The sequence below is a fragment of the Actinomycetospora soli genome, from assembly GCF_021026295.1.
Taxonomy (GTDB): Bacteria; Actinomycetota; Actinomycetes; order Mycobacteriales; family Pseudonocardiaceae; genus Actinomycetospora; species Actinomycetospora soli.
This window is the reverse complement of record NZ_JAJNDA010000013.1, coordinates 171,360-193,628: the sequence shown is the minus strand read 5'-3', so window position 1 is coordinate 193,628 and position 22,269 is coordinate 171,360. Positions and strand designations below refer to the sequence as shown.

Below are 22,269 nucleotides of genomic sequence, written 5' to 3'. Positions count from 1 at the left end.
GATGGAGTGGCCGCCCGCGGGGCACCATGGGGACATGCCCGAGGGTGACACCGTGTTCCTCGCCGGCCGGCGCCTGGACGACGCGCTGGCCGGGAAGGAGCTGACCCGCGGCGAGCTGCGGCACCCGCGGCTGATCGGCCACGACCTCGCGGGGCGGACGGTCGAGAATGTGGTCAGCGTCGGCAAGCACCTGTTCACCCGGTTCGACGACGGCCGGAGCCTGCACAGCCACTTCCGCATGGACGGGTCGTGGCACCTGTACCGGCCCGGGCGGCCGTGGCGCGGCGCCGACCACGAGATCCGCGCGATCCTCGCCGTCGAGGACCGGGTGGCGGTCGGCTTCCGGCTGCACGACCTCGAACTGCTGCCCACCGACGAGGAGGACCGTTTCGTCGGGCACCTGGGGCCGGACCTGCTGGGTGACGACTGGGACGACGAGACCTCCGCCGCCGAGGTGCTGCGGCGGCTCCGCGCCGACCCCGACCGCGAGCTGGGGACCGCCCTGCTCGACCAGCGGGTCGCCTGCGGCGTGGGCAACCTCTACAAGGCCGAGATCTGCTTCCTGCTCAAGGTCTCGCCGTGGACGAAGGTCGGCGACCTCAGCGACCGCCAGACCGTCGACGCCGTGAGCTGGTCGCGCAAGCTGCTGCTGCGCAACGCGTGGCGCCCGGAGCAGTCGACGACCGGCGACCTCGGCGAGGGCGCGCAGCACTGGGTGTTCGAGCGGGGCGGTCGGAACTGCCGCCGGTGCCGGGACGTGGTGCGGGTGGCCCGGCAGGACGACGGGACGAAGGACGCCGAGGACCGCGTCGCCTACTGGTGCCCGACGTGCCAGCCCGGTCCGCACCCGGACGTCCCGCGCTCCCGGGGCGGGCGACGGCCCCAGCAGCAGACCGGGCGCCGCGCCCGCTACTAGCGCGGCTGACGCTGGGCCCGGGGCGGCACGCCGTCGGGGCCGGTGAGGTCGAGCGCGTACCCGCCGATCGTCGCGGCGATAGCGCGGACGTTGCGGTCGAGCGCGACGCGGTCGAGGTTGGCGGGGTCGTCGCGCGGGGTGTGGTAGTTCGGGTCGAACGACTCCCCCGCACGCCCGCCCCAGCGCGCCGCCTGCTCCGGGGTCTTGCGCTCCTCGGCGCCGGTGAACAGACCGCCGGCGGGGATGCCGGCGGCGATGAACGGCCCGTAGTCCGAGCGGCCGTCGAAGTCGGTGCCCTGTCCCTGCACCCCGACCTGCCCGAGCGCGCCGAGCAGTCGTCGCTCGATCGCGGCCGACCCGGGCGGTCCCGCGGGGGCGCCCACCCGGTCGGAGTCGTCGCCGTCGTAGGCGAAGTAGCCCGCGTTCGGCGAGGCGACCATGTCGAAGTTCAGCAGCAGCGCGATGTCCCGCTTGCGCTCGAGGTCGAGGCCGGCCACGTACGCCTCGGAGCCGAGCAGGCCGAGCTCCTCGGCGCCCCACCACGCGAGGCGGACGGCGTTCGTCACGGGCGGCGCCCCGCCGAGGCGCAGGGCGGTCTCGAGCAGGGCCGCGGACCCCGAGCCGTTGTCGTTGATGCCAGGGCCCTCGGCGACGCTGTCGAGGTGGGCGCCGGCCATGACGACCTCGTCGGTGCGACCGGTGGTGGTCTGGGCGATCACGTTGCGGGTCTGCCGCGTCTCCGACCGGGTCTCCAGGACGAGCGTCGCCGGGGTGCCGGAGCGGGCGAAGAGGGCGTCACCGTCGGCCTTCGACAGCCCCGCCACGGGCAGCCGCGCCTCGGCGACCGACCCGAGCGTCCCGTTGAGCGGGCCCGCCTCGGTGTTCACGACGACCATGGCGGCCGCTCCCGCATCGGCGGCCAGCTGCTGCTTCTGCGTGAAGGGGCACACGCCGCGGCGGGCGAGGACGATGGCCCCGCGCACGGTCGGCGGGAAGTCGGCGGCGTCGCAGGCGGGCGTCGGGTCGGCCGGGGCGTCGGCGAGGGCCACGAGCGGCGCGGTGAGGCCGCCGGGCGGGGTGGCGCGGGAGTAGGTGAGCGCGACGGGACCGGCGACGGGTGTCCCGCCGACCGCGAGGCTCTGCGCGCCGGGGGTGAAGACGTCGAAGTCGAACGTCGGGGTCTCGACCTGCCAGCCGGCGTCGCGCAGCCGCCCGGCCACGTCGTCGACGCTCTGCTCGTGACCCGGGGAGCCGGAGGCGCGGTTGCCGCCGTTGCGGGTCGCGATCTCCTGGAAGCGCTGGAGGTGGGTGAACGCGCCGTCGCCCGTCACCTCGGCGGCCAGCCGCGCGGGCAGGCCGGGGTCGGGCGCCGGGGGTGCGGCCGGAGCGGGCGGGGCGGCGGCGGGCGGTGCCGCGCCTCCCCCGCACGCCGCGAGCACCAGGACGACGACCACCGACACCACGACCGACCCCGCGCGCCTCATCGACCGAGACTGTAGGACGAATCGGACACGTCCGCCGGGGAGCACGAACGGGCCGCCCGTCACGATCCATCGTGACGGACGGCCCGCTCGTGTCGTGCCCTCAGTTCTGCTGCGGCGGCGCGTACTGCTGGGTCGGCTGCGCCGGCGCGGGCTGCGCCGGCTGCGTCTGACCCGCCGCGGGCTGGCCCTGGGTGACCTGGCCCGGCCCGGACATGGACGCCCGGATCTGCTCCAGCCGGCTCTGACCGGCGAAGTCGGTGGACGCCTGCTGCACCTCGAGCATCCGGCCCTGCACGCTGTTCTGCGCGAGCTCCGCCTGGCCGAGGGCGGTGGTGTACCGCTTCTCGATCTTGTCGCGGACCTCGTCCAGGGACGGGGTGTTGCCCGGCGCCGCGACCTCGCTCATCTGGCGCAGCGAGTTCGACACCTGCTCCTGCATCTTGGCCTGCTCGAGCTGGCTGAGCAGCTTGGTGCGCTCGGACAGCTTCTGCTGCAGGACCATGGCGTTGCGCTCGACGGCCGCCTTGGCCTGCTGCGCCGCGCCGATCGACTGGTCGTGCAGCGTCTTGAGGTCCTCGACGTTCTGCTCGGCGGTCACCAACTGCGTGGCGAACGCCTGCGCCGACTGCTCGTACTGCTGCGCGGCCTGCTCGTCGCCCTTGGCGCGAGCCTGGTCGGCCATCGTCAGCGCCTGACGCGCCGACGACTGCAGCTTCTCGATGTCACCCAGCTGGCGGTTCAGCTTCATCTCCAGCTGCCGCTGGTTGCCGATCACCGAGGCCGCCTGCTGCGACAGCGCCTGGTGCTGGCGCTGGGCGTCCTCGATCGCCTGCTGAATCTGCACCTTGGGGTCCGCGTGCTCGTCGATCTTCGACGAGAACGCCGCCAGGAAGTACTTCCAGGCCTTCACGAAGGGGTTGGCCATCTGCTCCCGCCCAACTCGTCACCGTCCGCACAGGCCGCTGACGCTGACCTGGTCCGTACCCATCGTGTCAGCTCCGCCCGCGGCCTTCCACCGAGGTCCCGTCCCGGCGCGCCGCGGGCGGGCTCAGGCTGCGGACCGCACCGTGTCGGAGCGGCCCAGCGACACCAGTTCGACCAGCCGGAGCTCACCGGTCGGCTCGTCCGCGGCCTCGTCCGTGACCTCGGGCTCCGGCGACTCGACCAGGTCGACCACCTCGGCCGCCGACTCCGCCGCCGTGGCGGCCTCGTCGTTCTCCGCGGGGGCGCCCTCGAAGGCCTCCTCGACCGCCGAGCGCAGCGCCGGGTCCACCGCGAGCCGCCGGTCGGCCAGACGGGCGGGGCGCCGGGACTCCGCCGGCTGGGGCCGCATGGTGGCCGCGACGTCGTCGAGCAGATCGGGCAGCGGCAGCGCCAGCGCCTCGCAGATCGCCGCGAGCAGCTCGCTCGACGGCTCCTTGCGGCCGCGCTCGATCTCCGACAGGTACCCGAGGCTCACCCGGGCGTCCCGCGAGACGTCCCGCAGGGTCCGCCGACGCTCGGTGCGGGCGCGACGGATCGTCCCGCCGATCGCCTCGCGCAACAACAGCGCCATGTGAGCACCTCCCGGCCGTACCCGCCGTCGGGAACCCAGCGGCCCCGAGGTGAGCCCGGCATCGATGACCGTTCCGACCACGGTACCGACTCCCGCGCCCCCGCGTCGGGGCGCGGCGCGGCGTTCACCGTGGGCGAACTCGCGCCGTCAGTGCAGGGCGGCCCGGCGCAGCCGGATCGCCTGGGCGACGTAGTCGAGCCCGGTCACCACGGTCACCACGACCGCGAGCAGGAACAACGTGGCGACCCCGGGGGCCGCCCAGGCGGGGAGCGGCATGATCGCGAGGCCGAGCGCCAACGTCTGCAGGACCGTCTTGATCTTGCCGCCGCGGCTCGCGGGGATCACCCCGTGGCGCAGCACCCAGAAGCGCAGGGCGGTCACGCCCAGCTCGCGGACCGCGATGACGATCGTCACCCACCAGCCCAGCTCGCCGAGCACCGACAGCCCGATCAGTGCCGCGCCCACCAGGGCCTTGTCGGCGATGGGATCGGCGATCTTGCCGAAGTCGGTGACGAGGCCCCAGCGGCGGGCGAACTCGCCGTCGAAGGAGTCGGTGACCGAGGCGACGGCGAACACGACGAACGCGGCCCAGCGCCACCAGGCGTCGTGCCCACCCTCGGTGAAGAGGGCCACGAGGAAGACCGGGACCAGGACCAGACGCACCACCGTCAGCGCGTTGGCGATGTTGACCAGCGGTACCGGGCCACGGCCCACGGGGTCCACCGGATCCACGGGATCCACGGCCTGTTGGGTCACCGGGTGCCCGCCGCGGCGGGCTCACGGTCGGCGGTGGGGGTGAGCACCTCGACGGCCTCGACGACGAGGTCGACGCCCTCCGAGGCCACGACGAGGCAGCGGACCAGCGCGCCGCGGTGGAGCTCGGCGAGGACGTCGTCGGCCCCGGTGAGCAGGCACTCGCCGTCGACGTCCGGGCCCTGGTGGGCGGCGCGGCCGACCCAGACGAGGTCGCCGGGCTCGGTGTCCTCGACCTCCTCCGGCTCGGCGTCGGCATCGGTGTCGTCGGCGAGGTCGACCATCTCCGGCTCGGCGTCCAGACCGAGCTCGGCGAGGTCGAGGTCCTCGACGTCGGCCAGGTCGGGGTACGCGGCGGCCGCGGCCTCGGAGAGCTCCTGGCGCTCGACCAGCACCTCGACCTCGGTGCCGATGCGGCGCGCGGCGCGGTCGGCGCCGACCACCTCGACCAGCGAGGTGATCCGCTCGACGCGGGCGGCGACCTCGGCGGGGTCGATCTTGTCGGGGAGGTCGGCGGCCTCGGTGCCGTCCTCGTCGGAGTAGCCGAAGACGCCGACGGCGTCGAGCTCGGCCTCGGACAGGAACGCCTCGAGCTCGGCCAGGTCCTCCTCGGTCTCGCCGGGGAACCCGACGATGACGTTGGACCGGATGCCGGCCTCCGGCGCCAGGGCCCGGATCTCGGCGCACAGCGCGAGGAACGACTCCCGCGAGCCGAACCGGCGCATGCGCCGCAGCAGCGGGCCGGAGGCGTGCTGGAAGGAGAGGTCGAAGTAGTCGGCCACCCGCGGCGTCCGCGCGATCGCGGCCAGCAGCGGCGGGCGGACCTCGGCGGGCTGCAGGTAGGACACGCGGACCCGGCGCAGGCCCGGCACCTCGGCGAGGTCGCCGAGCAGCCGCTCGAGGGCTCCCCCGGCGGCCCCGCGGGCGTCGATGTCCTTGCCGTACGAGGTCGAGTTCTCGCTGACCAGCGTCACCTCGGCCACGCCGTGGTCGGCGAGCCAGGCGGCCTCCGCGACGACGTCCTGCGGCGCGCGGGAGACGAACGCCCCGCGGAAGGACGGGATCGCGCAGAAGGCGCAGCGCCGGTCGCAGCCGGACGCGAGCTTGAGCGGGGCCACCGGCGCGTCGTCGAGGCGCTTGCGGGGCACCTCGGGCAGCCAGTCGTGGCCGGGGATGCTGCCGTCGCGGACCGCCTCGGGGCGCTTGACCGGGCTGATCGGCAGCAGCGTGCGACGGTCGGCGGGCTGGTGCGAGGCGAGCGGCCGGCCGGCCAGCACGTCGTCGAGGCGCTCCCCGATCGCGCCGTAGTGGTCGAACCCGAGGACCGCGGTCGCCTCGGGCAGGGCCTCGGCGAGCTCCGCGCCGTAGCGCTCGGCCATGCAGCCGACCGCGACGACCTTGGTGTCCGGCCCGCCGGCCGCGAGCACGGCGTCGACCGAGTCCTTCTTGGCCTGCTCGACGAAGGTGCAGGTGTTGACGAGCACGACGTCGGCCGTGCCGTCGTCGTCCGCCGAGATGTCCCACCCCTCGGCGGCGAGCCGCCCGGCGAGTTCCTCGGAGTCGACGTCGTTGCGCGCGCACCCCAGGGTCACGAGCGCCACACGGCCCCGGGCCTGCTCCTCGGATGCGCCCGCGTGGGTATCCCCAGAACGCTGTGGCACCCGTCCAGGGTAGACGCACCGGAACCGACCGCCGGTGCTCCGGTGCCTACAGTGGCACCCCGTGTCATCGTCGCCGTCGTCCCCGGTCCTGCTGCGACGTGCCCGGACGGCCGACGTCCGCGGCATCAAGGCGCTGGTCGACTCGTTCGCCGACGACAACATCCTGCTGCGCAAACCGCTGGTCACCCTGTACGAGACCGTGCAGGAGTTCCGGGTCGCGGTGCGGGGGCGGGACGTCGTCGGGTGCGGTGCGCTGCACGTGCTGTGGGAGAACCTGGGTGAGATCCGCACCATCGCGGTGCACCCGTCGACCCAGGGTGGTGGCGTCGGCCACACCCTCGTCGAGGAGCTGATCGCGCAGGCCCGCGCCCTCGGGCTGGCGAGCCTGTTCGTGCTCACCTTCGAGGTGCCGTTCTTCGAGCGCCTCGGCTTCCGCGAGATCGAGGGCTCCCCGGTGAGCCAGGAGATCTACCTCGAGATGATGCAGTCGGCCGACGAGGGCGTCGCGGAGTTCCTCGACCTCGCGTACGTCAAGCCGAACACCCTCGGCAACACCCGCATGCTGCTCGACCTGTAGCTCAGGCGGCGCGGGCGGTGTCGGCGTCGGCGCCGGTGTCGGGGAGCGCCTGCGGGATCGGGGTGACCTCGGCGCCCCCGCCCGTCGGCAGGACGACCCGCACCGCGAGCGTCCCGCTCGTGTCGGTCACCGCGACGGTGCCGCCGAGGACCGCGGCGCGCTCGGCGAGGGCGGGCGGGACGTCGCCGGCGCGGCGGGCGTGGCCGCGCGCCACCTCGAGCGTGATCGCGTCCGTCCGGTGCTCCACCGACACGCTGGCCGGGACCGGGCCGGGGCAGGAGGCGACGTCGACGACGAGGTCGGTGAGCAGGCGCGCGGCGAGCAGGCCCACCTCGGGGCGGCTCGTGTCCGGCACGCCGCACACCACCACCGACGGCGGACGTCCGGCGCGCCGCGCCTCGGCGTGCGCGGCCTGCTGGGCGTCGGCGACGAGCATCGCGACCCGCCCGGCGTCGAGGGCCCCGTCCACCACCGTCTGCGGGCGCGGGCTGAGGTCGACCGCGGTCAGGGCCGGCAGCACCCCGGCGAGGCGGTGCCGGGCGACGCGGATCCGTCGCGGCTCCGCGGCCCCCGAGGCCAGCACCGCCAGCTCGTGGACGAGGGTGCGGTGCACGACGGGCGCGAGGCCGAGCCGGCCGTGGGCGTCGCAGCGGCCGAGCGCGTCGACCGCGCCGAGCCAGCGCCGTCGTCGGGCGGCCGTGGCGCACCGGCGGCGGTGCAGCCCGATCCCCCACGCCGCGGCGAGGACGACGCCGAGCAGCAGGCAGGCGCCGGACTGCGGGGCCGTGCCGGTCGGCAGGTCGACCGCCCCGGCGACCATCCCGGCCGCGGGCGCGGCCGTCGTCGCGAAGGGGGCGGCGACGGCGAGGACGCCGAGCACCACGGCGAGCCCGAGGGCGGAGGCGAGGGGCGGCGCGTGCCGGGCCGTGAGGGCCATGGCGACCGCGAGGACGAGCACCAGCACCGGTCCGGCCGACACCGACGCGGGCAGCAGGACCGCGACGAGCGCGAGGAGCGCCAGCACGGCCGCCCCGACGGCGGTCCCGACGACGAGCCACGGCCACCGGCGGCCGCCGACGCGCGTCGGCGCCTCGACGGTCGGGAGCCCGCCGAGCGCGGCGGCCCGCCGGGTCGCGTCGAGCGCGGCGGCGGCGTGCGCGGGTTCGGCGTCCTCGGGCTCGGTCTCGAGGCGGTGCAGGTGGTCGACGACGACGGCGCGGAGGTCGGCGGCGACGCGGTCGCGCTCGCGGGCGACGGTCCCGGGCACGTCCGGGACGCCCGCGTGTCCGGCGTTCTCTGCCTCGTCACCGATCATGTCCGCCACTCCCGACCCCCGGAGGAACCAGCCGGGGGCAGCCTGGCAGAACACCCTGTGTGGCCTCGCAGGACACGCGGACCCGTTCAGGCCTCCACCCGATCCGGGTCCCCGACGTCCGCGCCCCCGTCGTCGGGGACGGGGGCCGGCGCGGGCTCGCCGCGGATCGAGGCGAGCAGCTCCGGGAGCTCGTCGGGCTTGAACAGCACGTCCCGGGCCTTCGAGCCCTCGCTGGGCCCGACGACGCCGCGGGTCTCGAGCAGGTCCATCAGCCGGCCCGCCTTCGCGAAGCCGACGCGCAGCTTGCGCTGCAGCATCGACGTCGAGCCGAACTGGCTCGTCACGATGAGTTCGGCGGCCTGCAACAGGACCTCGAGGTCGTCCCCGATGTCCGGGTCGATCTCCTTCTTCTCGGCGGCGGCCTCGGTGGTGACGGAGTCGTCGTAGTCCGGGTCGGCCTGCTCCTTGCAGAAGTCGACCATCGCGGCGATCTCGTCGTCGCCGACGAACGCGCCCTGCAGACGGTTCGTCTTGCCCGCGCCCATCGGCAGGAACAGCGCGTCGCCCATGCCGATCAGCTTCTCGGCGCCCGGCTGGTCGAGGATGACGCGCGAGTCGGTGAGCGAGCTGGTCGCGAACGCCAGCCGGGACGGCACGTTGGTCTTGATCAGACCGGTGACGACGTCGACCGAGGGACGCTGCGTCGCGAGCACCAGGTGGATGCCGGCGGCGCGCGCCTTCTGCGTGATGCGGACGATCGCGTCCTCGACGTCGCGCGGGGCGGTCATCATGAGGTCGGCGAGCTCGTCGACGATCGCCATGATGTACGGGTAGGGCCGGTACACCCGCTCCGAGCCGAGCGGCGCGGTGATCTTGCCCGAGCGCACGTGCTCGTTGAACACGTCGATGTGGCGCACGCGGTTGGCCTGCATGTCCGCGTAGCGCTGCTCCATCTCCTCGACGAGCCACTGCAGGGCGGTGGCGGCCTTCTTCGGCGAGGTGATGATCGGCGTGATCAGGTGCGGGATGCCCTCGTAGGGCGTCAGCTCGACCATCTTCGGGTCGATGAGGATCATCCGGACCTCGTCCGGCGTCGCCCGCGCCAGCAGCGAGACCAGCATCGAGTTGACGAAGCTGGACTTACCGGAGCCGGTCGACCCCGCCACGAGCAGGTGCGGCATCTTCGCGAGGTTGGCCAGCACCATCTGGCCCTCGATGTCCTTGCCCAGGCCGATGACCATCGGGTGCGTCTCGCGACGGGCCGTGTTCGACGAGAGCACGTCGGCCAGCCGCACCATCTCGCGGTCGGAGTTCGGCACCTCGATGCCGACCGCCGACTTCCCGGGGATCGGCGCGAGCAGCCGGACGTTGTCGGTGGCCGCGGCGTAGGCCAGGTTGCGGTGGAGCTGGGTGATCTTCTCGACCTTCACCCCGTGGCCGAGCTCCACCTCGTACCGCGTGACCGTCGGGCCGCGCACGAAGCCGGTGACCTGCGCGTCGACCTTGAACTGCTCCAGCACGCCGGTGATCGCGTCGATCATCGCGTCGTTCGCGGCCGAGCGGGCCTTCGGCGGGTCGCCCGCGACCAGCAGGTCCGGCGGCGGCAGGTGGTAGTCCTGCTCGCCCTCGGGCGGCTCGCGGTGGCTGGAGAACGACTGCGCGGCCTGCGGGTCGGTCTCCGAGTCCTCCACCACCGGCGGCGTCTCGGGGATCTCGGCGGCCGGGACGCGCTTCTTCGGGGCCTTCTTCCCGACGGCGGGTGCGGCCGGCTCGGGCACCTCGGCCGGCGGTTCCGGCGTGGCGTCGGGCACGGCCTCGTCGGCGAGCGCGCGGTGGCGGGCGGGGTGGGCGTCGGCGTCGAGGTCGTCGGCCGCGACCTCGTCCTTCTTCCGGCGGCGGCGCGGCTTCTCGATGACCTCGGTCTCGGCGACCGGCTCCTCGTCGACCTCCTCGGCGCCGCCCCACTCGTCGTCGTACTCCTCGTCGAACGCCTCGCCCGTGACCAGGCAGCGCACGCGGCGCGGGACGTCGCGGACCGGGGTCCCGGTGAGCACGAGCAGGCCGAACGCGGCGATCAGCACGAGGACCGGCATCGCGAGCCAGACGGTGACGCCTGCGGTCAGCGGGTCGGCCAGCCAGGCACCGAGCACCCCTCCCCCGGCCTGCCGCCCGGCGAGGAGCGCGGGGGCGCCGACCGAGAGGTGCCAGGCGCCGAGCACACCGAGGGTGAGCAGCAGGGCGCCGACGACCGTGCGCGGCCGGGTCTCCGGGTCGGGGTCGGTGCGCATGAGCAGCACGGCGATCCCGAGCAGGATGACCGGGAGCGCGAGGGCCACCGAGCCGAGCACGGTGCGGAACGCGATCTGGATGCCCGTGCCGATCGGACCGCCGGCGCCCAGCCACAGCCCGGCCGCGGTGACCAGCGCGAGGACGACGAGCGCGAGGGCGATCCCGTCCCGCCGGTGCGCGGCGTCGATCTCCCGGCCGCGGCCGATCGTGCGGGCCAGCGACCCGAGTCCGCGGGCGGTCAGCGTCCACGCACCGCGGACCCCACGGGCGATCGGGCCCGGCCCGGAGCGGCGCGGCGCCGGCCTGCGCGCCGGCGGCTTGCGCGCGGGTGCCTTGCGGCCCGACCGCGACGACTGGCCGGTCGCCACCGTGCGCCCCGGCGTGCGCCCACCGGTGAGCGGGCGGCTGCGCTGCGAACGCGTGTCGGTACGGGCCATGGCGGACACGGTAACCGCGGCGCCCCATCCGCCCCGGCAGCCACACGCGTCCGGCCGGGTGTCGGACGACTCGCGGTCGGGCGCTCCGGGCACCGACCCGCCGTCGGGACGATCGGCCCGGTGCGCACCGCACCCGGGTCCTACGCGGGGGCGGACACCTCGCGGCGGACGTGGTCGAGCAGGTCGGCGAGGTCGTGCGCCACGTACTCCGCGCCGGCCTCGACGAGCTCGTCGACCGAGAACCCGCCGGTGCGCACCGCGAGGAACGGCACCCCGGCGCGCACCCCCGCCCGGCCGTCCCACACCGAGTCGCCGATGAGCACGGCGTCGTGGCTGTTCTCCCGCTCGAGGGCGAGCTCGATGAGGTCGGGCGCGGGCTTGCTGGCCTCGACGTCGGCGGAGGTGACCACGTCGTCGGCGTGGGTGCGACCGTCGATCAGGTCGAGGAAGTGCTCCGCGTGCCTGCTGCCGCCCGAGGTCGCGAGGACGAGTCGCAGGCCACGGTCACGCAGTCCGCGCAGCAGCTGCTCGGTCTCGGCGAACGGGGCGACCTCGTCGATCAGGCCGTCGAACTCCTCGGAGTGCTGCGCGCGCAGGTCGTCGCCGTGGGCGTTCTCGATCTCCTGGCTCGACACGTGCGCCACGAGCTGGTCGCCGCCCATGCCGATGGCGCGGTGCAGGTGCCAGAGGGGGACGGTGACGTCGTGGCGGCGGAACGCCCGGTACCAGGCCACCGCGTGGTGGTAGTTGGAGTCGACCAGCGTTCCGTCGACGTCGAGGATGACGGTGTCGGGCATGGTCGCGCGGGTTCCCGACGACGGGTGCACGGCAATCGGGCACATCGGCGCGGCCGGTTCGGGGGTAGCCGGACCGGATGACGCACCCCGAGCAGCAGGACGACGCCGTGCCGGAGGAGCCCGACCTCGGCTCGGCCATCCAGTTGGAGAGCGGCGAGACCCTCGACGGGCAGCCCGGCACCGACGCGATGGACGCCCTCACGGTCGCCCCGAACCGGCCGTTCGGCCTGGACGACCCGGACACCACGCCCGAGGGTCAGCGGAACCGCGAGACCGTCGACGAACGGCTCGCCCGCGAGGTGCCCGAGGACACCCTGGCCGACGGCGAGATCACGGCCGAGGACGACACCGGTGAGGCCGGCGACGCCCGCGCCGGCCGGCTCGTCGCCGACGACATCGCGCCCGACACCCGCGCGACCGACGTCCTCGACGCCGACGACGCGGGCATGTCCGGCGGGGTGGCGGCCGCCGAGGAGGCGGCGGTCCACGAGATCGACGAGGACGACATCCGGCCGTAGCGGCTCACCGGGAGGAGCGCTCGAGCTCCTCCTGGTGCTCCCGGCACCGCTCCGCCTGCGGGCGGGCCTCGAGCCGCTCGGCGTCGATGTCGCGGCCGCAGACCACGCAGCGCCCCCACGACCCGTCCTCGATCCGGGCGAGCGCCTCGTCGATCTCGGTGACCTGGCGAGCCGTGAGGTCCTCCATGGCCTCGGCGTCCATGAACTCCTCGACCTCGGTGCCGTAGTCGCCCGGGTGCTGGCCCATCGCGCCCTCCTGCTGCACCGCGGGCTCGGGCTTCTGCTCCTGGTTGAAGGCACCCAGCTCGACGAGCCGGTGGCGCTCCTCGGTCAACGTACGGCGGGCCTGCTCGGCGTCCATGCGTGCTCCTTCCGTGACGGCGGGCGCCTCGGATACCAGCCGCGGGCGGCGGCCACACGCGCTCTCGATTCGTCGGTCCCCGGACGGTTGACGGGACGACGACCCGGCTAACCGCCTCTCGGTCCACGAGCGCGGCCGCCGTCCGGTCTCCCACCAGAAGGGCCCCGTCACCGAGATGAGCGCCGCCGAGCTCTGCCGTGACCACCCCGACGAGATCGCCGGCCGCTACCGGCTCGGACCGGTCCTACGGCGCTCACCCGGCTGCTGCGCCCATCGCGCGACCGACCGGCTGCTGCGGCGCACCGTGTCGGTGGCCCTCGTCGAGGGCGAGGGCCTCGTGCTCCCGGAGCAGTCCTGGCAGGGCCGGTCGCCCGAGGTCGCCGAGGTGTACGACGGCGGCGCCTGGCGCGGCCGGCTCTTCCTCGTCACGCAGCACCCCGGGGCGACGCTCGCGGAGACCACACCGCCGGCCGGGCTGTCGGCCGTCGAGGTCCGCGACCTCGGGCTCGCCGTCGCCGACGCCCTCGCGCCGCTGCACCGGCACGGCCGCGCGCACGGCGGGATCGGACCGGGCACGGTCGCCCGGACGGACCGCGGGGCCGTGTTCTCCGACGTCGGGCTGCTGCCCTGGCTCGCGCGGTGGTCCGACGTGCGACTCGACCCGCCGTACCCCGCCCCCGGGGACGGCCCCGCGACCGCCGCGGACGTGTACGCCGTCGGCCGGCTCCTCGACGAACTCGCACCGCGACGCCTCCCGGCGGCCACCCGGACCCTGCTGACCGACATGACCGCCGCGGATCCCGCCGCGCGCCCGGACATCGCCGTCGTCGCCGACCGCCTGCGGGCGCTCCCGGTGCCGTCCCGACGGCGGGTCGGCGCCGCCGGGGCCCGCCGTCGCAGGGCCGTGGTGGTGGCGGCCGCGGCGCTGCTGCTCGGGTCCGGGGTCGGGCTCGGGGCCGTCGTGTCCGCGGCGGGCGGCGGGAGCAGCACCGCGTACGCCTCGGCCGTGGAGCCGACCCTCGTGCCGGGGGTGCCGCTGCCGCCGACGGTGGCCGCCGCGCCGCCGGTGCCGGGTCCGGCACCCGCCGTGGACGCGGACGTGGTGCGCGACGTCGACGAGGTCCCCGCCGTCGAGGCTCCCGCCGAGACCCCTGCCGCCGAGGCCCCGCGTCCCGTCCGCGCCCCGGTGCAGGCCGTGCACCGTCGCGACACCTCGCACGACGAGGAGCGGCCCCCGTCGCGCTCCCAGGAGGGGTCGGACGAGCGGCGCGAGCGGACCGAGCACGCCGTGCGTCCCGAGCCGGATCGGGAGGACTCCGACCGTCGGGGCGGCGACCGCACGACGACGCGGGAGCGGCCCCGCGACGACGACTCGTCGCACCGGGACCGCGACCGCGCGCGGGACGGCGATCAGCGGGACGGTGACCGGAAGGACCGCGGCGACCGCTCGGACCGCGGGCACCGCGACTCCTCGGCCTGACCTGGCGTGACCTGGCGTGACCTGGCGTGACCTGGCGTGACCTGCCCGTGCGACCGCTCGCGGCCGGGTCCGCCGTCCTCTCCCCCGTGAGGTCGTGACCTAGCGGCGGGCGACCAGGAAGATCCGGCGGAACGGGAACCAGGTCGAGCCGTCGGCGTTCGTCGGGTAGGCCTCGCGCAGCCGGGGCGCGAGGACCTCGACGTAGTCGCGGTACGCGGCGTCGGACAGGGCGTCGCGGACCGGGCGCAGCGCCGTGCCCGAGATCCAGCGCAGGACGGGGTCCTCGCCGGTGAGCCGCTGCAGGTAGGTCGTCTCCCACACGTCGACCACCGACGCGCCGGCCAGGTCCTCCGCGTAGTCGGCGGGCTCGGCGACGGTCGCCGCGTCGCGCAGGGTCACGTCGAAGCGGTCGGCGACGTCCCGGGCGAGCACGTGCGAGGGCGCGGAGAAGTTGCCGGGCACCTGGACCGCGAGCCACCCGGCGTCGGGCAGGGCCGCCAGCCAGCGCCGCAGCAGCGCGCGGTGGCCGGGGACCCACTGCAGCACGGCGTTCGAGACGATGACGTCGCCCACCGGGGTCCACGTGTCCACGTCCTGCTCGGTCGCGTCGATGCCGCGCTCGCGGGCGGCGGCGACCATGTCGGGCGAGGAGTCGAAGGCGGTCACCCGCGCGTCGGGCCAGCGCGCCTGCAGCACCGCGGTGAGGTGGCCGGGTCCGCACCCGGCGTCGACCACGTGGTCCGGGGCCGTCGCGCGGATGCGGGCGAGCAGGTCGGCGAACGGCCGGGACCGGTGGTCGTCGAAGTCGAGGTAGAGCGCGGGGTCCCAGGAGGTGCTCGCCACGCGACTCACGCTACGCCCGCGATGATCAGCACGAGCCCGCTGACGCCGGCGCCGAGCAGGCCGCCGACGATCACCTGCGCGAGCGTGTGGGCGGTCAGGCGCAGCCGCGCCCAGCCCACCAGCGGCACCGCGAGCCACGCGAGCGCCCACCAGCCCCCGCCGAGCAGGGTCAGCACGCAGGCCGCGGCGGAGACCACGGCGACGTGGAAGCTGACCTTCCACCAGAGCGTCACGGTGGTGGCCACGACCGTCGTCGCGAGGACCGCGACCTGCAGCGCGACGATCGCGCGGGGCGCTCCGGCGAGCCAGAGCACGCCCAGGCCCACCAGCACCGACAGGGCGGCGAGCCCCAGCGGCACCGCGCGCTGCTCGCGGCGGGAGAGGTGGTGGTCGGTGTAGCGGCCGCGCCGGACCCCGACGTCGACGATCGCGGCCGGGATGACGACGGTGAACACCATGCCCAGCAGCGACCACGCGATGCCGGGCGGTCCGGCCGCCAGGGCACCGACCACGGGGTAGAGCACGGCGAGCAGGAGGGTCGGCGAGGTCGCCGTGCTGACCCGGGTGGCGACGACGGTCACCGCTCCAGTGTCGACCATCGCGCCGACGGCGCCGATCATGGATCGACCCGACCACGGCACGTCATCGCACCACTCGACCGTGCGAATCGACCGGGCCCGCCGTCACGGCACCGGGGGAACGATGTCGGCGGAACGTGAGCATGCGCGTCGAGTACTACCCCGCCCCGCCGCCGCCGGGCCCCCGCGGGTCGGGCGAGCTGTCCCACGAGACCGGCCTGGAGCTCGACGCGATCGTCGCCACGGCGGCCGACCTGGAGCTCCCGAACTTCGCCCGCACCGTCGACGCCCTGCTCGGCGGGAGCGCCAACTTCGCGGTGGACCGTGACGCGGCCGACGCGCTCCTGGACCTCGACCCGCTCGCCGACGTCCGGGCCCGCGCCCAGCGGGGGTTCACCCGCCGCGTCGTGCGTCACGCGCAGGCCCGGGGCATCGACCAGTTCCTCGACCTCGGTTGCGGCATCCCCTCCGTGCACTCGGTGCACGACGTCGTCCTCGGCCGCGACCCCGCGGCGCGGGTCGCCTACGTCGACCTCGACCCGGTCGTCGTGGCGCACGCGCGCGACCTCGTCGCCGACCGTCCCACCGTGAGCGTGACCTGGGGCGACCTGCGTGCCCCCGCCTGTGTCGCGACCGCGCCCGGCGTCGGCGACCACCTCGACCTGGCCCGGCCCGTGGCCCTCCTGGTCGGCGGGGCCCTGCAGTTCGTCCACGACGACATCGCCGCCGTGCTCGCGGGCTGGCGCCGGCTCCTCGCCCCCGGCAGCCTGCTGGCCGCGACGCACGGCACCACGGTGACCCGCGACGTCGTCCCGAACCTCGACGCCCTCTACGTCCGCGGCCTGGCCGGCCTCTGCCTGCGCAGCCCGCACCAGGTCCGCGAGGCGTTCGCCGTGGTCGGTCCGGCCGTCGACGTCGTGGACTGGCCCGCCGCGGGCGCGGGCGGCCGCGCGGCGACGGGGGTCCTGGGCGCGGTCGGGCTCGTCGGGTAGGCCGCCGGCGCGGTAGGAAGGCGCCATGAGCCGGGCCAACCACCTCGTCCTGGCGGTGGTCGTCGCGCGCCCCGGCCTGCTGCTGCTGCACCGCCCGGGCGAGACGCCCCCGGCGGTGCTGCCGGGCGGGCGCCCCGAGCCGCGTGAGTCGCCCGGCGCGACCGCCGAGCGGGGGTGCCTCGAGGAGACCCGCGTGCGGATCCGGGCCGGCACGGTCCTCGGGCGCGAGGTCGTCGACGGGATCGCGACCACCTACGTGGCCGCGCGGCCCGTCGTCGACCCCCCGGCGGGCCAGGTCGCCGTGAGCCTGCACGTCGCCTGGTACCGCCCGGAGCAGGTCGACCTGGTGCTGCCGGACCTGCCGTCGTTCGTCAGAGGTGCCTTCGGCCCGTGAGTACTTCCGACGGCTATCACCGTCACAACTACTCACGGGCGCGCAGCGCACCTACACCGGCAGCACCGTCGGCACGATCATCGGACGGCGGCGGTAGGTCTCGCCGACCCACTTGCCCACCACCCGGCGCACCGCCTGGGCGATGCGGTGGGTGTCGGTGATGCCCTCCGCCTCGGTGCGCGAGAGCTCCATCTCGACGAGCGAGACGACGTTCTCGAGCGCCTTCGGGTCGTCGGAGAAGCCGCGACCGGAGATGCGCGGCGGGGCGACGGCCCGGCCGGTCGCGGCCTCGACCGCCACCGTGATGGCGATGAAGCCGCCCTCGCCGAGCACGAGGCGGTCGGAGAGCGTGGACTCGCCGACGTCGCCGACCTGGTTGCCGTCGACGTAGACGTGCCCGACCTCGACGCGCCCGGCGATCGCGGCCTTCTTCTCGACGAGGTCGACGACCACGCCGTCCTCGGCGATGACGACCCGCTCGGCGGGCACGCCCGTGCGCTGCGCGATGGCGGCGTTCGCCCGCAGGTGGCGCCACTCGCCGTGCACCGGCATGACGTTGCGCGGACGCAGCGCGTTGTAGAGGAAGAGCAGCTCGCCGGCGCTCGCGTGCCCGGAGACGTGCACCTTGGCGACGCCGGAGTGCACGACCTCGGCACCGAGCCGCGTCAGGCCGTTGATCACGGCGAACACGGCGGTCTCGTTGCCCGGGATCAGCGAGGACAGCAGGACGACCGTGTCGCCCGGCGTGATCGTGATCTGGCGGTGGTCACCGCGCGCCATCCGGCCGAGCGCCGAGAGCGGCTCGCCCTGCGACCCGGTCGACACGAGGACGACGTCGCGCTCGGGCATCGCCAGCGCGTCGTCGAGGTCGACCAGGAGCCCATCGGGGATGTCGAGCAGACCGAGGTCGGCCGCGATGCCCATGTTGCGCACCATCGAGCGGCCGGTGAAGCACACCTTCCGCTTGTGCTTCTGCGCCGCGGTGAGCACCTGCTGGACGCGGTGCACGTGGCTCGCGAAGCACGCGACGATGAGGCGGCTCGGCGCGCGACGGAACACGTCGTCGATCACGGGGGCGATGTCGCGCTCGGGGGTGACGAAGCCGGGGACCTCGGCGTTCGTGGAGTCCACGAGCAGCAGGTCCACGCCCTCGTCGCCGAGGCGGGAGAACCCGGCGAGGTCGGTGAGCCGCCCGTCGAGGGGCAGCTGGTCGAGCTTGATGTCCCCGGTGTGCAGCACCGTCCCGCCGGGGGTGCGGACCGCGACGGCGAGGGCGTCGGGGATCGAGTGGTTCACCGCGAAGAACTCGCAGTCGAACGAGCCGTAGTGGCTGCGCTCGCCCTCGCGGACCTCGAGCAGGTGCGGGGTGAGGCGGTGCTCGCGGCACTTCGCCTCGACCAGCGCGAGGGTGAAGCGCGACCCGACGATCAGCAGGTCGGGCTTCTGGCGCAGCAGGAACGGCACCGCGCCGATGTGGTCCTCGTGCCCGTGCGTGAGCACGAGCGCGTCGACGTCGTCGAGGCGGTCCTCGATGGCGCGGAAGTCGGGCAGGATCAGGTCGACGCCGGGCGAGTCCTCCGAGGGGAAGAGCACGCCGCAGTCGACGATCAGCATCCGGCCGCCGTACTCCAGCACGGTCATGTTCCGGCCGACCTCGCCCACGCCGCCGAGCGCGACGACGCGCAGCGCGCCCTCGGCGAGCGGCTTCGGGTGGGCGTCGGGGTCGGGCACCGACTGGGTCGGCGTGCCCGTCGCGCCGCAGTCGTGATCGTGCTTCGGGGCCTGGTCGGGCTGCTGCTGCTGGCCGCCGCCGTTGCGGCGGCGCTGTGCGGTCGATCGGCTCACCGGGCAGCTCCGGCGTGGTTCACGGGGGGAATGGGTTCCTCCTGGTCGGGGGGCGGCTCCCGGCAGGCTCGTTCCCGACGCCGGGTGCGCGGGCAGCCGCCCGCGGGTGCGACTGCTCGGCAGTCGCGGGAAGTCTCGGATGGCGATCAGCGACGTCGCGCCTCGTCGGCCGCCTCGGGCCGGGGTCCACGGTCGTGCTCATGCCGTGCTCACCGTACCGCGCCCGGCTGCGACGGGTGTGACGGCAGGGACGTAGACCACCCGTCAGAACCCGCGGTCGGTGCCCTTCACCGCCGCGACGTCGGCCGGCTCACCGGTGAACGACACGACGGCCTGCTCCCGCCCGGCGGTGAACAGCAGCAGCTCCCCCGGCTCGCCGACGATCGTCACGGTGCGCGGGCCGCTCTTCACGGCGTGCTCCGCGCCGTCCGGACGCTGCAGCGTCACGCCGACCGGGCTCGACCGGTACGCCATCCGCCCCAGCAGCCCGAGCTGCGACCAGAGGATGCGGTCGCGCTCGTCGTCGGCGGGCCGGGGCGCCCAGCCCTCCTGGGCGCGTCGCACGTCCTCGTGGTGGATGAAGTACTCCTGCACGTCCACCCCGACCAGGAACGGCAGCGCGATCGGGCTCCACAGCGGCGGCCCGCTGCGGATCGCCGCGATGTTGGTGCCGTAGTCCTGCGCGGCGGCGCGGTTCTGCACGCGCTCGGTCCAGAACGACAGCGGCTTGAGCAGGATGCCGGGCGCCGCGTCGGGCCGGCGCTCCCGGACGACGAGGTGGGCCAGGAGGTCGCGCGTGGTCCAGTCCCCGCACAGCGTCGGCGCGTCGGGCCCCTCGCGCAGCAGCGAGTCCGCGAGGGCGTTGCGCTCGGCGGCCGCCACTGATGCTCCACTCATGCGCGTTCCCTACCCGGTCCGCGGACCGGTCTACCCCTCCGCGACGAAGGGGCTCGACGCCACGCGCGACCCGCCGGGCAGCTCGCTGATGACGAAGTCGGCGAACACGTTGGGCACCTCGGCCTGCAGCACCTCGAGGCACGCGATGGCCAGATCCCGGATCTCGACGTCGGCGTGCTCCGAGGCCCGCATGGCGACGAAGTGCCGCCAGGCGCGGTAGTTCCCGGTGACGACGATGCGCGTCTCGGTGGCGTTGGGCAGCACGGCCCGGGCGGCCTGGCGGGCCTGCTTGCGGCGCAGCGTGCGGTTCGGCTCGTCGGCGAAGCGCTCCTCCAGCCCGGCCAGCAGCTTCTCGTAGGAGGCGAGCGCCGCGGCCGAGGCCTCCTCGAACAGCGCGTGCAGCTCCGGGTCCTCCGCGACGACGGCCGGCTCGACCATCGCCGCGTCCGACTCCGGCACGTAGCGCTGCGAGAGCTGCGAGTACGAGAAGTGCCGGTGGCGGATCAGTTCGTGGGTGAGGCTGCGCGACATCCCGGTGAGGTAGAAGCTCACGGTGCCGTGCTCGAGCACCGAGAGGTGCCCGACCTCGAGGATGTGCCGCAGGTAGCCCGCGTTCGTGGCCGTCGCCGGGTTCGGCTTGCTCCACGACTGGTAGCAGGCCCGCCCCGCGAACTCGGCGAGCGCCTGGCCGCCGTCCGCGTCGGTCTCCCACGGCACGTCCGCCGGCGGGACGAACTCGGTCTTCGCGATCAGCTGCACCCGGGGCGTCACGGTGTCCACGGTCGAGCTCCGCTGCGCTACGTCTCCTGCCTGGGCCACGGCGCCACGGTAACCGCCACCCCCGACGATCTCCCTGGGGCATCGGTGGTGTCGTCCGCTGACAGCAGAAGTCGTTGCGGTGGTGTCGTGGTGGTGTCACTGTGGTGGCATGGACCTCACGCCTTACGTCACCGCGCTGCGGGACGACCTCGCCGCGGCCGCGTCCGTGGGCGACGAGCAGACCGCCCGGGCCGGCACCGCGCTGGCCGGTGCCCTCGAGCCCGCCGTCCGCCTCGCCCTCCAGAGCGCCCTCGCCGACCTCACCGCCGAGATCTCCGCGAAGCTCGACGACCGCTCCGTCTCGTTGCGGCTGCGCGGCCGCGAGGTGGAGGTGGTCGTGGATCAGGAGGGGCCCGCGACGGCCGCCGCCGAGGAACCCGCGTCCGGGTTCTTCGCCGGCCCGTCGTCGAGCCCGTTCGCCGGGCCCGGCGGCCCCTTCCGCCGCCCCGGCTTCGACGCGCCCGGCGCCGCCGGTCGCGGCGCCGACATGGGCGACATCTCCCGCATGACCCTGCGGCTGGTCGACCAGATCAAGGGCCAGGCGGAGCAGGCCGCCGCCGCGCAGGGCATGTCGCTCAACTCCTGGATCTCCCAGGCCGTCCAGGGCGCCCTGCGCGACAACCTGGGACGGCACGGCCAGCGCCGGTGGGAGGGCTCCTGGGACCCGCAGCAGCGCTCCGACGAGCGCCCCGGGCCGCCGCCCGCGTCCCCGTCCGACGAGAGCCCGTCCGGGAAGCCGGACCCCGGTCGCGACGACGACGACGGCTCCGGCGGCTCGGGCGTCTCCGGGTGGGTGCGCGGATGAACGCCACGGGACAGTCCCGGACCGAACGGTTCGACGCGGCCGGGCCCGCCGATCTGGTGCTGGAGATCGACGCCGGCCGCGTGGACGTGCGGCTCGACGCCGGGCACGACGCCGCCGCGGTGACCGTCGAGATCGTGGCCGACCGCGAGGGCGCACCCGGCTGGGTGCAGGGCCTGGCCGGCCTCGTGGACGCCGCGGGCGGCCTGGAGCGCCGCTTCGGCGTCGACCTCAGCACGGTCGCCGGGCTCGGCGTGCGGCGCGACGAGTCCCCCGAGGAGCGGGCGGCACGGGCGGTGGCGGAGACCACCGTCGCGTGGACCGAGGGGGCGCTGCACGTCCGGTCGCCGCGGGAGGTCGCGCTGCGCACCGTCCCGCTGTCGGTCACCGTGCACGCCCCGGAGTCGTCGACGGTGACCGTCCGCGCGGGCGCGGCGCCCGTGGACGTGACCGGTCGACCGGGGCCCGTGGAGATCGCGACCACCGGCGCCGTCACGGTCGACCGCGTGGCCGCCCGGAGCCGCATCAGGTGCGGCGCGGGCGACGTGACCGTCGGCCGTGTCGACGGCGCCCTGCGCGTGAAGGGCGGCGCCGGGGACGTGGTCCTCGACGAGGTCCACGCGGGCGTCGAGGTGGTGACCGGCAGCGGCTCGGTGACGGCCGGGCGCGTGGACGCCGATCTCGCCGTCCGCTGCGGCAGCGGCGACGTCACCGTCCGGGACGCCTCGGGCGGCGACCTCGACCTGTCGACCGGCGCCGGGTCGGTGCGCGTCGGCGTGCACGCCGGGGTCGACGCCTCGGTCGACCTGCGCTCGGCCGCGGGCACGGCGGCGTCCGACCTGCCGGTGACCCCGACGCGACCGGAGGGCGACCCGTCGTCGGGAACGGTCCGCATCCGCGGCCGGGCCGCGGCGGGCGACACCCGGGTGGTCCGCGCCGGGGCCTGAACGCACGAA

The 22,269-nt window shown here is 75.1% G+C and carries 22 protein-coding genes; 8 read left to right on the top strand and 14 right to left on the bottom strand.

All coding sequences use genetic code 11. The features are described from left to right. Positions 1 to 34: 34 nt before the first annotated feature. Positions 35 to 916, top strand: a complete 882-nt coding sequence (locus tag LN037_RS21410; RefSeq protein WP_230756514.1) for a DNA-formamidopyrimidine glycosylase family protein — start codon at positions 35 to 37, stop codon at positions 914 to 916. Here the strand turns inward: LN037_RS21410 and LN037_RS21405 are convergent. The 5 genes from LN037_RS21405 to LN037_RS21385 form a co-directional block, all read right to left on the bottom strand. Further along, positions 913 to 2,400, bottom strand: a complete 1,488-nt coding sequence (locus LN037_RS21405) for a M28 family peptidase (protein WP_230756511.1) — start codon at positions 2,398 to 2,400, stop codon at positions 913 to 915. The genes LN037_RS21410 and LN037_RS21405 overlap by 4 nt on opposite strands. Before the next feature lie 100 nt (positions 2,401 to 2,500). Next, the gene (locus LN037_RS21400; protein WP_230756508.1) at positions 2,501 to 3,325 is read right to left on the bottom strand and encodes a PspA/IM30 family protein; all 825 of its coding nucleotides are present in this window, start codon (positions 3,323 to 3,325) and stop codon (positions 2,501 to 2,503) included. A gap of 123 nt (positions 3,326 to 3,448) precedes the next feature. Continuing rightward, positions 3,449 to 3,955 (bottom strand): helix-turn-helix domain-containing protein, encoded by a 507-nt coding sequence (locus LN037_RS21395; RefSeq protein WP_230756505.1) that lies wholly within the window; start codon positions 3,953 to 3,955, stop codon positions 3,449 to 3,451. Positions 3,956 to 4,102: 147 nt separating this feature from the next. Continuing rightward, entirely contained in the window at positions 4,103 to 4,696 is a 594-nt protein-coding gene (gene pgsA, locus LN037_RS21390) for a CDP-diacylglycerol--glycerol-3-phosphate 3-phosphatidyltransferase (protein WP_230756502.1), read from the bottom strand. 11 nt (positions 4,697 to 4,707) lie between these two features. Further along, a complete protein-coding gene (locus LN037_RS21385) occupies positions 4,708 to 6,309 on the bottom strand; it encodes a MiaB/RimO family radical SAM methylthiotransferase (RefSeq protein ID WP_230756499.1) in 1,602 nt (533 codons plus the stop codon). 121 nt (positions 6,310 to 6,430) lie between these two features. Here LN037_RS21385 and LN037_RS21380 point away from each other — a divergent pair, with 121 nt between their 5' ends. Continuing rightward, positions 6,431 to 6,946, top strand: a complete 516-nt coding sequence (locus tag LN037_RS21380; RefSeq protein WP_230756496.1) for an amino-acid N-acetyltransferase — start codon at positions 6,431 to 6,433, stop codon at positions 6,944 to 6,946. Between the two features lies 1 nt (position 6,947). Here the strand turns inward: LN037_RS21380 and LN037_RS21375 are convergent, their stop codons facing one another. The 3 genes from LN037_RS21375 to LN037_RS21365 all read right to left on the bottom strand — a co-directional run bounded on the left by LN037_RS21375 (position 6,948) and on the right by LN037_RS21365 (position 11,784). Next, positions 6,948 to 8,261, bottom strand: a complete 1,314-nt coding sequence (locus LN037_RS21375) for a hypothetical protein (protein WP_230756493.1) — start codon at positions 8,259 to 8,261, stop codon at positions 6,948 to 6,950. 86 nt (positions 8,262 to 8,347) lie between these two features. Beyond that, on the bottom strand, positions 8,348 to 10,987 hold the full coding sequence (locus LN037_RS21370; protein WP_230756491.1) for an FtsK/SpoIIIE family DNA translocase: 2,640 nt from the start codon (positions 10,985 to 10,987) through the stop codon (positions 8,348 to 8,350). A 140-nt stretch (positions 10,988 to 11,127) separates the two neighbouring features. Beyond that, positions 11,128 to 11,784: an HAD family hydrolase gene (locus tag LN037_RS21365; protein WP_230756488.1), complete on the bottom strand. Its 657-nt coding sequence runs from the start codon at positions 11,782 to 11,784 to the stop codon at positions 11,128 to 11,130. A gap of 77 nt (positions 11,785 to 11,861) precedes the next feature. Between LN037_RS21365 and LN037_RS21360 the strand changes: the two genes are divergently transcribed. Next, positions 11,862 to 12,302 (top strand): DUF5709 domain-containing protein, encoded by a 441-nt coding sequence (locus LN037_RS21360; RefSeq protein WP_230756485.1) that lies wholly within the window; start codon positions 11,862 to 11,864, stop codon positions 12,300 to 12,302. Between the two features lie 4 nt (positions 12,303 to 12,306). Here LN037_RS21360 and LN037_RS21355 read toward each other — a convergent pair whose 3' ends face one another. After that, complete coding sequence (locus LN037_RS21355; RefSeq protein WP_230756483.1) at positions 12,307 to 12,663, bottom strand: TraR/DksA family transcriptional regulator; 357 nt, start codon at positions 12,661 to 12,663, stop codon at positions 12,307 to 12,309. A gap of 175 nt (positions 12,664 to 12,838) precedes the next feature. Between LN037_RS21355 and LN037_RS21350 the strand changes: the two genes are divergently transcribed. After that, on the top strand, positions 12,839 to 14,143 hold the full coding sequence (locus tag LN037_RS21350) for a hypothetical protein (RefSeq protein WP_230756480.1): 1,305 nt from the start codon (positions 12,839 to 12,841) through the stop codon (positions 14,141 to 14,143). Positions 14,144 to 14,242: 99 nt separating this feature from the next. Here the strand turns inward: LN037_RS21350 and LN037_RS21345 are convergent, their stop codons facing one another. Both LN037_RS21345 and LN037_RS21340 read right to left on the bottom strand, forming a co-directional pair. Next, positions 14,243 to 14,986, bottom strand: a complete 744-nt coding sequence (locus tag LN037_RS21345; protein ID WP_230756478.1) for a trans-aconitate 2-methyltransferase — start codon at positions 14,984 to 14,986, stop codon at positions 14,243 to 14,245. 5 nt (positions 14,987 to 14,991) lie between these two features. Further along, entirely contained in the window at positions 14,992 to 15,606 is a 615-nt protein-coding gene (locus LN037_RS21340; protein ID WP_230756475.1) for a hypothetical protein, read from the bottom strand. Between the two features lie 101 nt (positions 15,607 to 15,707). Between LN037_RS21340 and LN037_RS21335 the strand changes: the two genes are divergently transcribed. Together LN037_RS21335 and LN037_RS21330 are read left to right on the top strand one after the other, a co-directional pair. Next, positions 15,708 to 16,556 (top strand): SAM-dependent methyltransferase, encoded by an 849-nt coding sequence (locus LN037_RS21335; RefSeq protein ID WP_230756578.1) that lies wholly within the window; start codon positions 15,708 to 15,710, stop codon positions 16,554 to 16,556. A gap of 25 nt (positions 16,557 to 16,581) precedes the next feature. Then, positions 16,582 to 16,950: an NUDIX domain-containing protein gene (locus LN037_RS21330; protein WP_230756472.1), complete on the top strand. Its 369-nt coding sequence runs from the start codon at positions 16,582 to 16,584 to the stop codon at positions 16,948 to 16,950. Between the two features lie 51 nt (positions 16,951 to 17,001). On the opposite strand, the gene LN037_RS21325 is transcribed toward LN037_RS21330, so the two are convergent. The 3 genes from LN037_RS21325 to thyX form a co-directional block, all read right to left on the bottom strand. Continuing rightward, complete coding sequence (locus LN037_RS21325) at positions 17,002 to 18,681, bottom strand: ribonuclease J (protein ID WP_230756576.1); 1,680 nt, start codon at positions 18,679 to 18,681, stop codon at positions 17,002 to 17,004. 378 nt (positions 18,682 to 19,059) lie between these two features. Beyond that, the gene (locus tag LN037_RS21320) at positions 19,060 to 19,692 is read right to left on the bottom strand and encodes a TIGR03085 family metal-binding protein (protein WP_230756469.1); all 633 of its coding nucleotides are present in this window, start codon (positions 19,690 to 19,692) and stop codon (positions 19,060 to 19,062) included. A 30-nt stretch (positions 19,693 to 19,722) separates the two neighbouring features. Further along, positions 19,723 to 20,472: an FAD-dependent thymidylate synthase gene (gene thyX, locus LN037_RS21315; RefSeq protein WP_230756466.1), complete on the bottom strand. Its 750-nt coding sequence runs from the start codon at positions 20,470 to 20,472 to the stop codon at positions 19,723 to 19,725. Positions 20,473 to 20,620: 148 nt separating this feature from the next. On the opposite strand from thyX, the gene LN037_RS21310 reads away from it, so the two are divergent. After that, a complete protein-coding gene (locus LN037_RS21310) occupies positions 20,621 to 21,316 on the top strand; it encodes a toxin-antitoxin system HicB family antitoxin (RefSeq protein WP_230756463.1) in 696 nt (231 codons plus the stop codon). Then, positions 21,313 to 22,260, top strand: a complete 948-nt coding sequence (locus tag LN037_RS21305; RefSeq protein WP_230756460.1) for a DUF4097 family beta strand repeat-containing protein — start codon at positions 21,313 to 21,315, stop codon at positions 22,258 to 22,260. The genes LN037_RS21310 and LN037_RS21305 overlap by 4 nt, the downstream gene beginning before the upstream one ends. Positions 22,261 to 22,269: the final 9 nt, after the last annotated feature.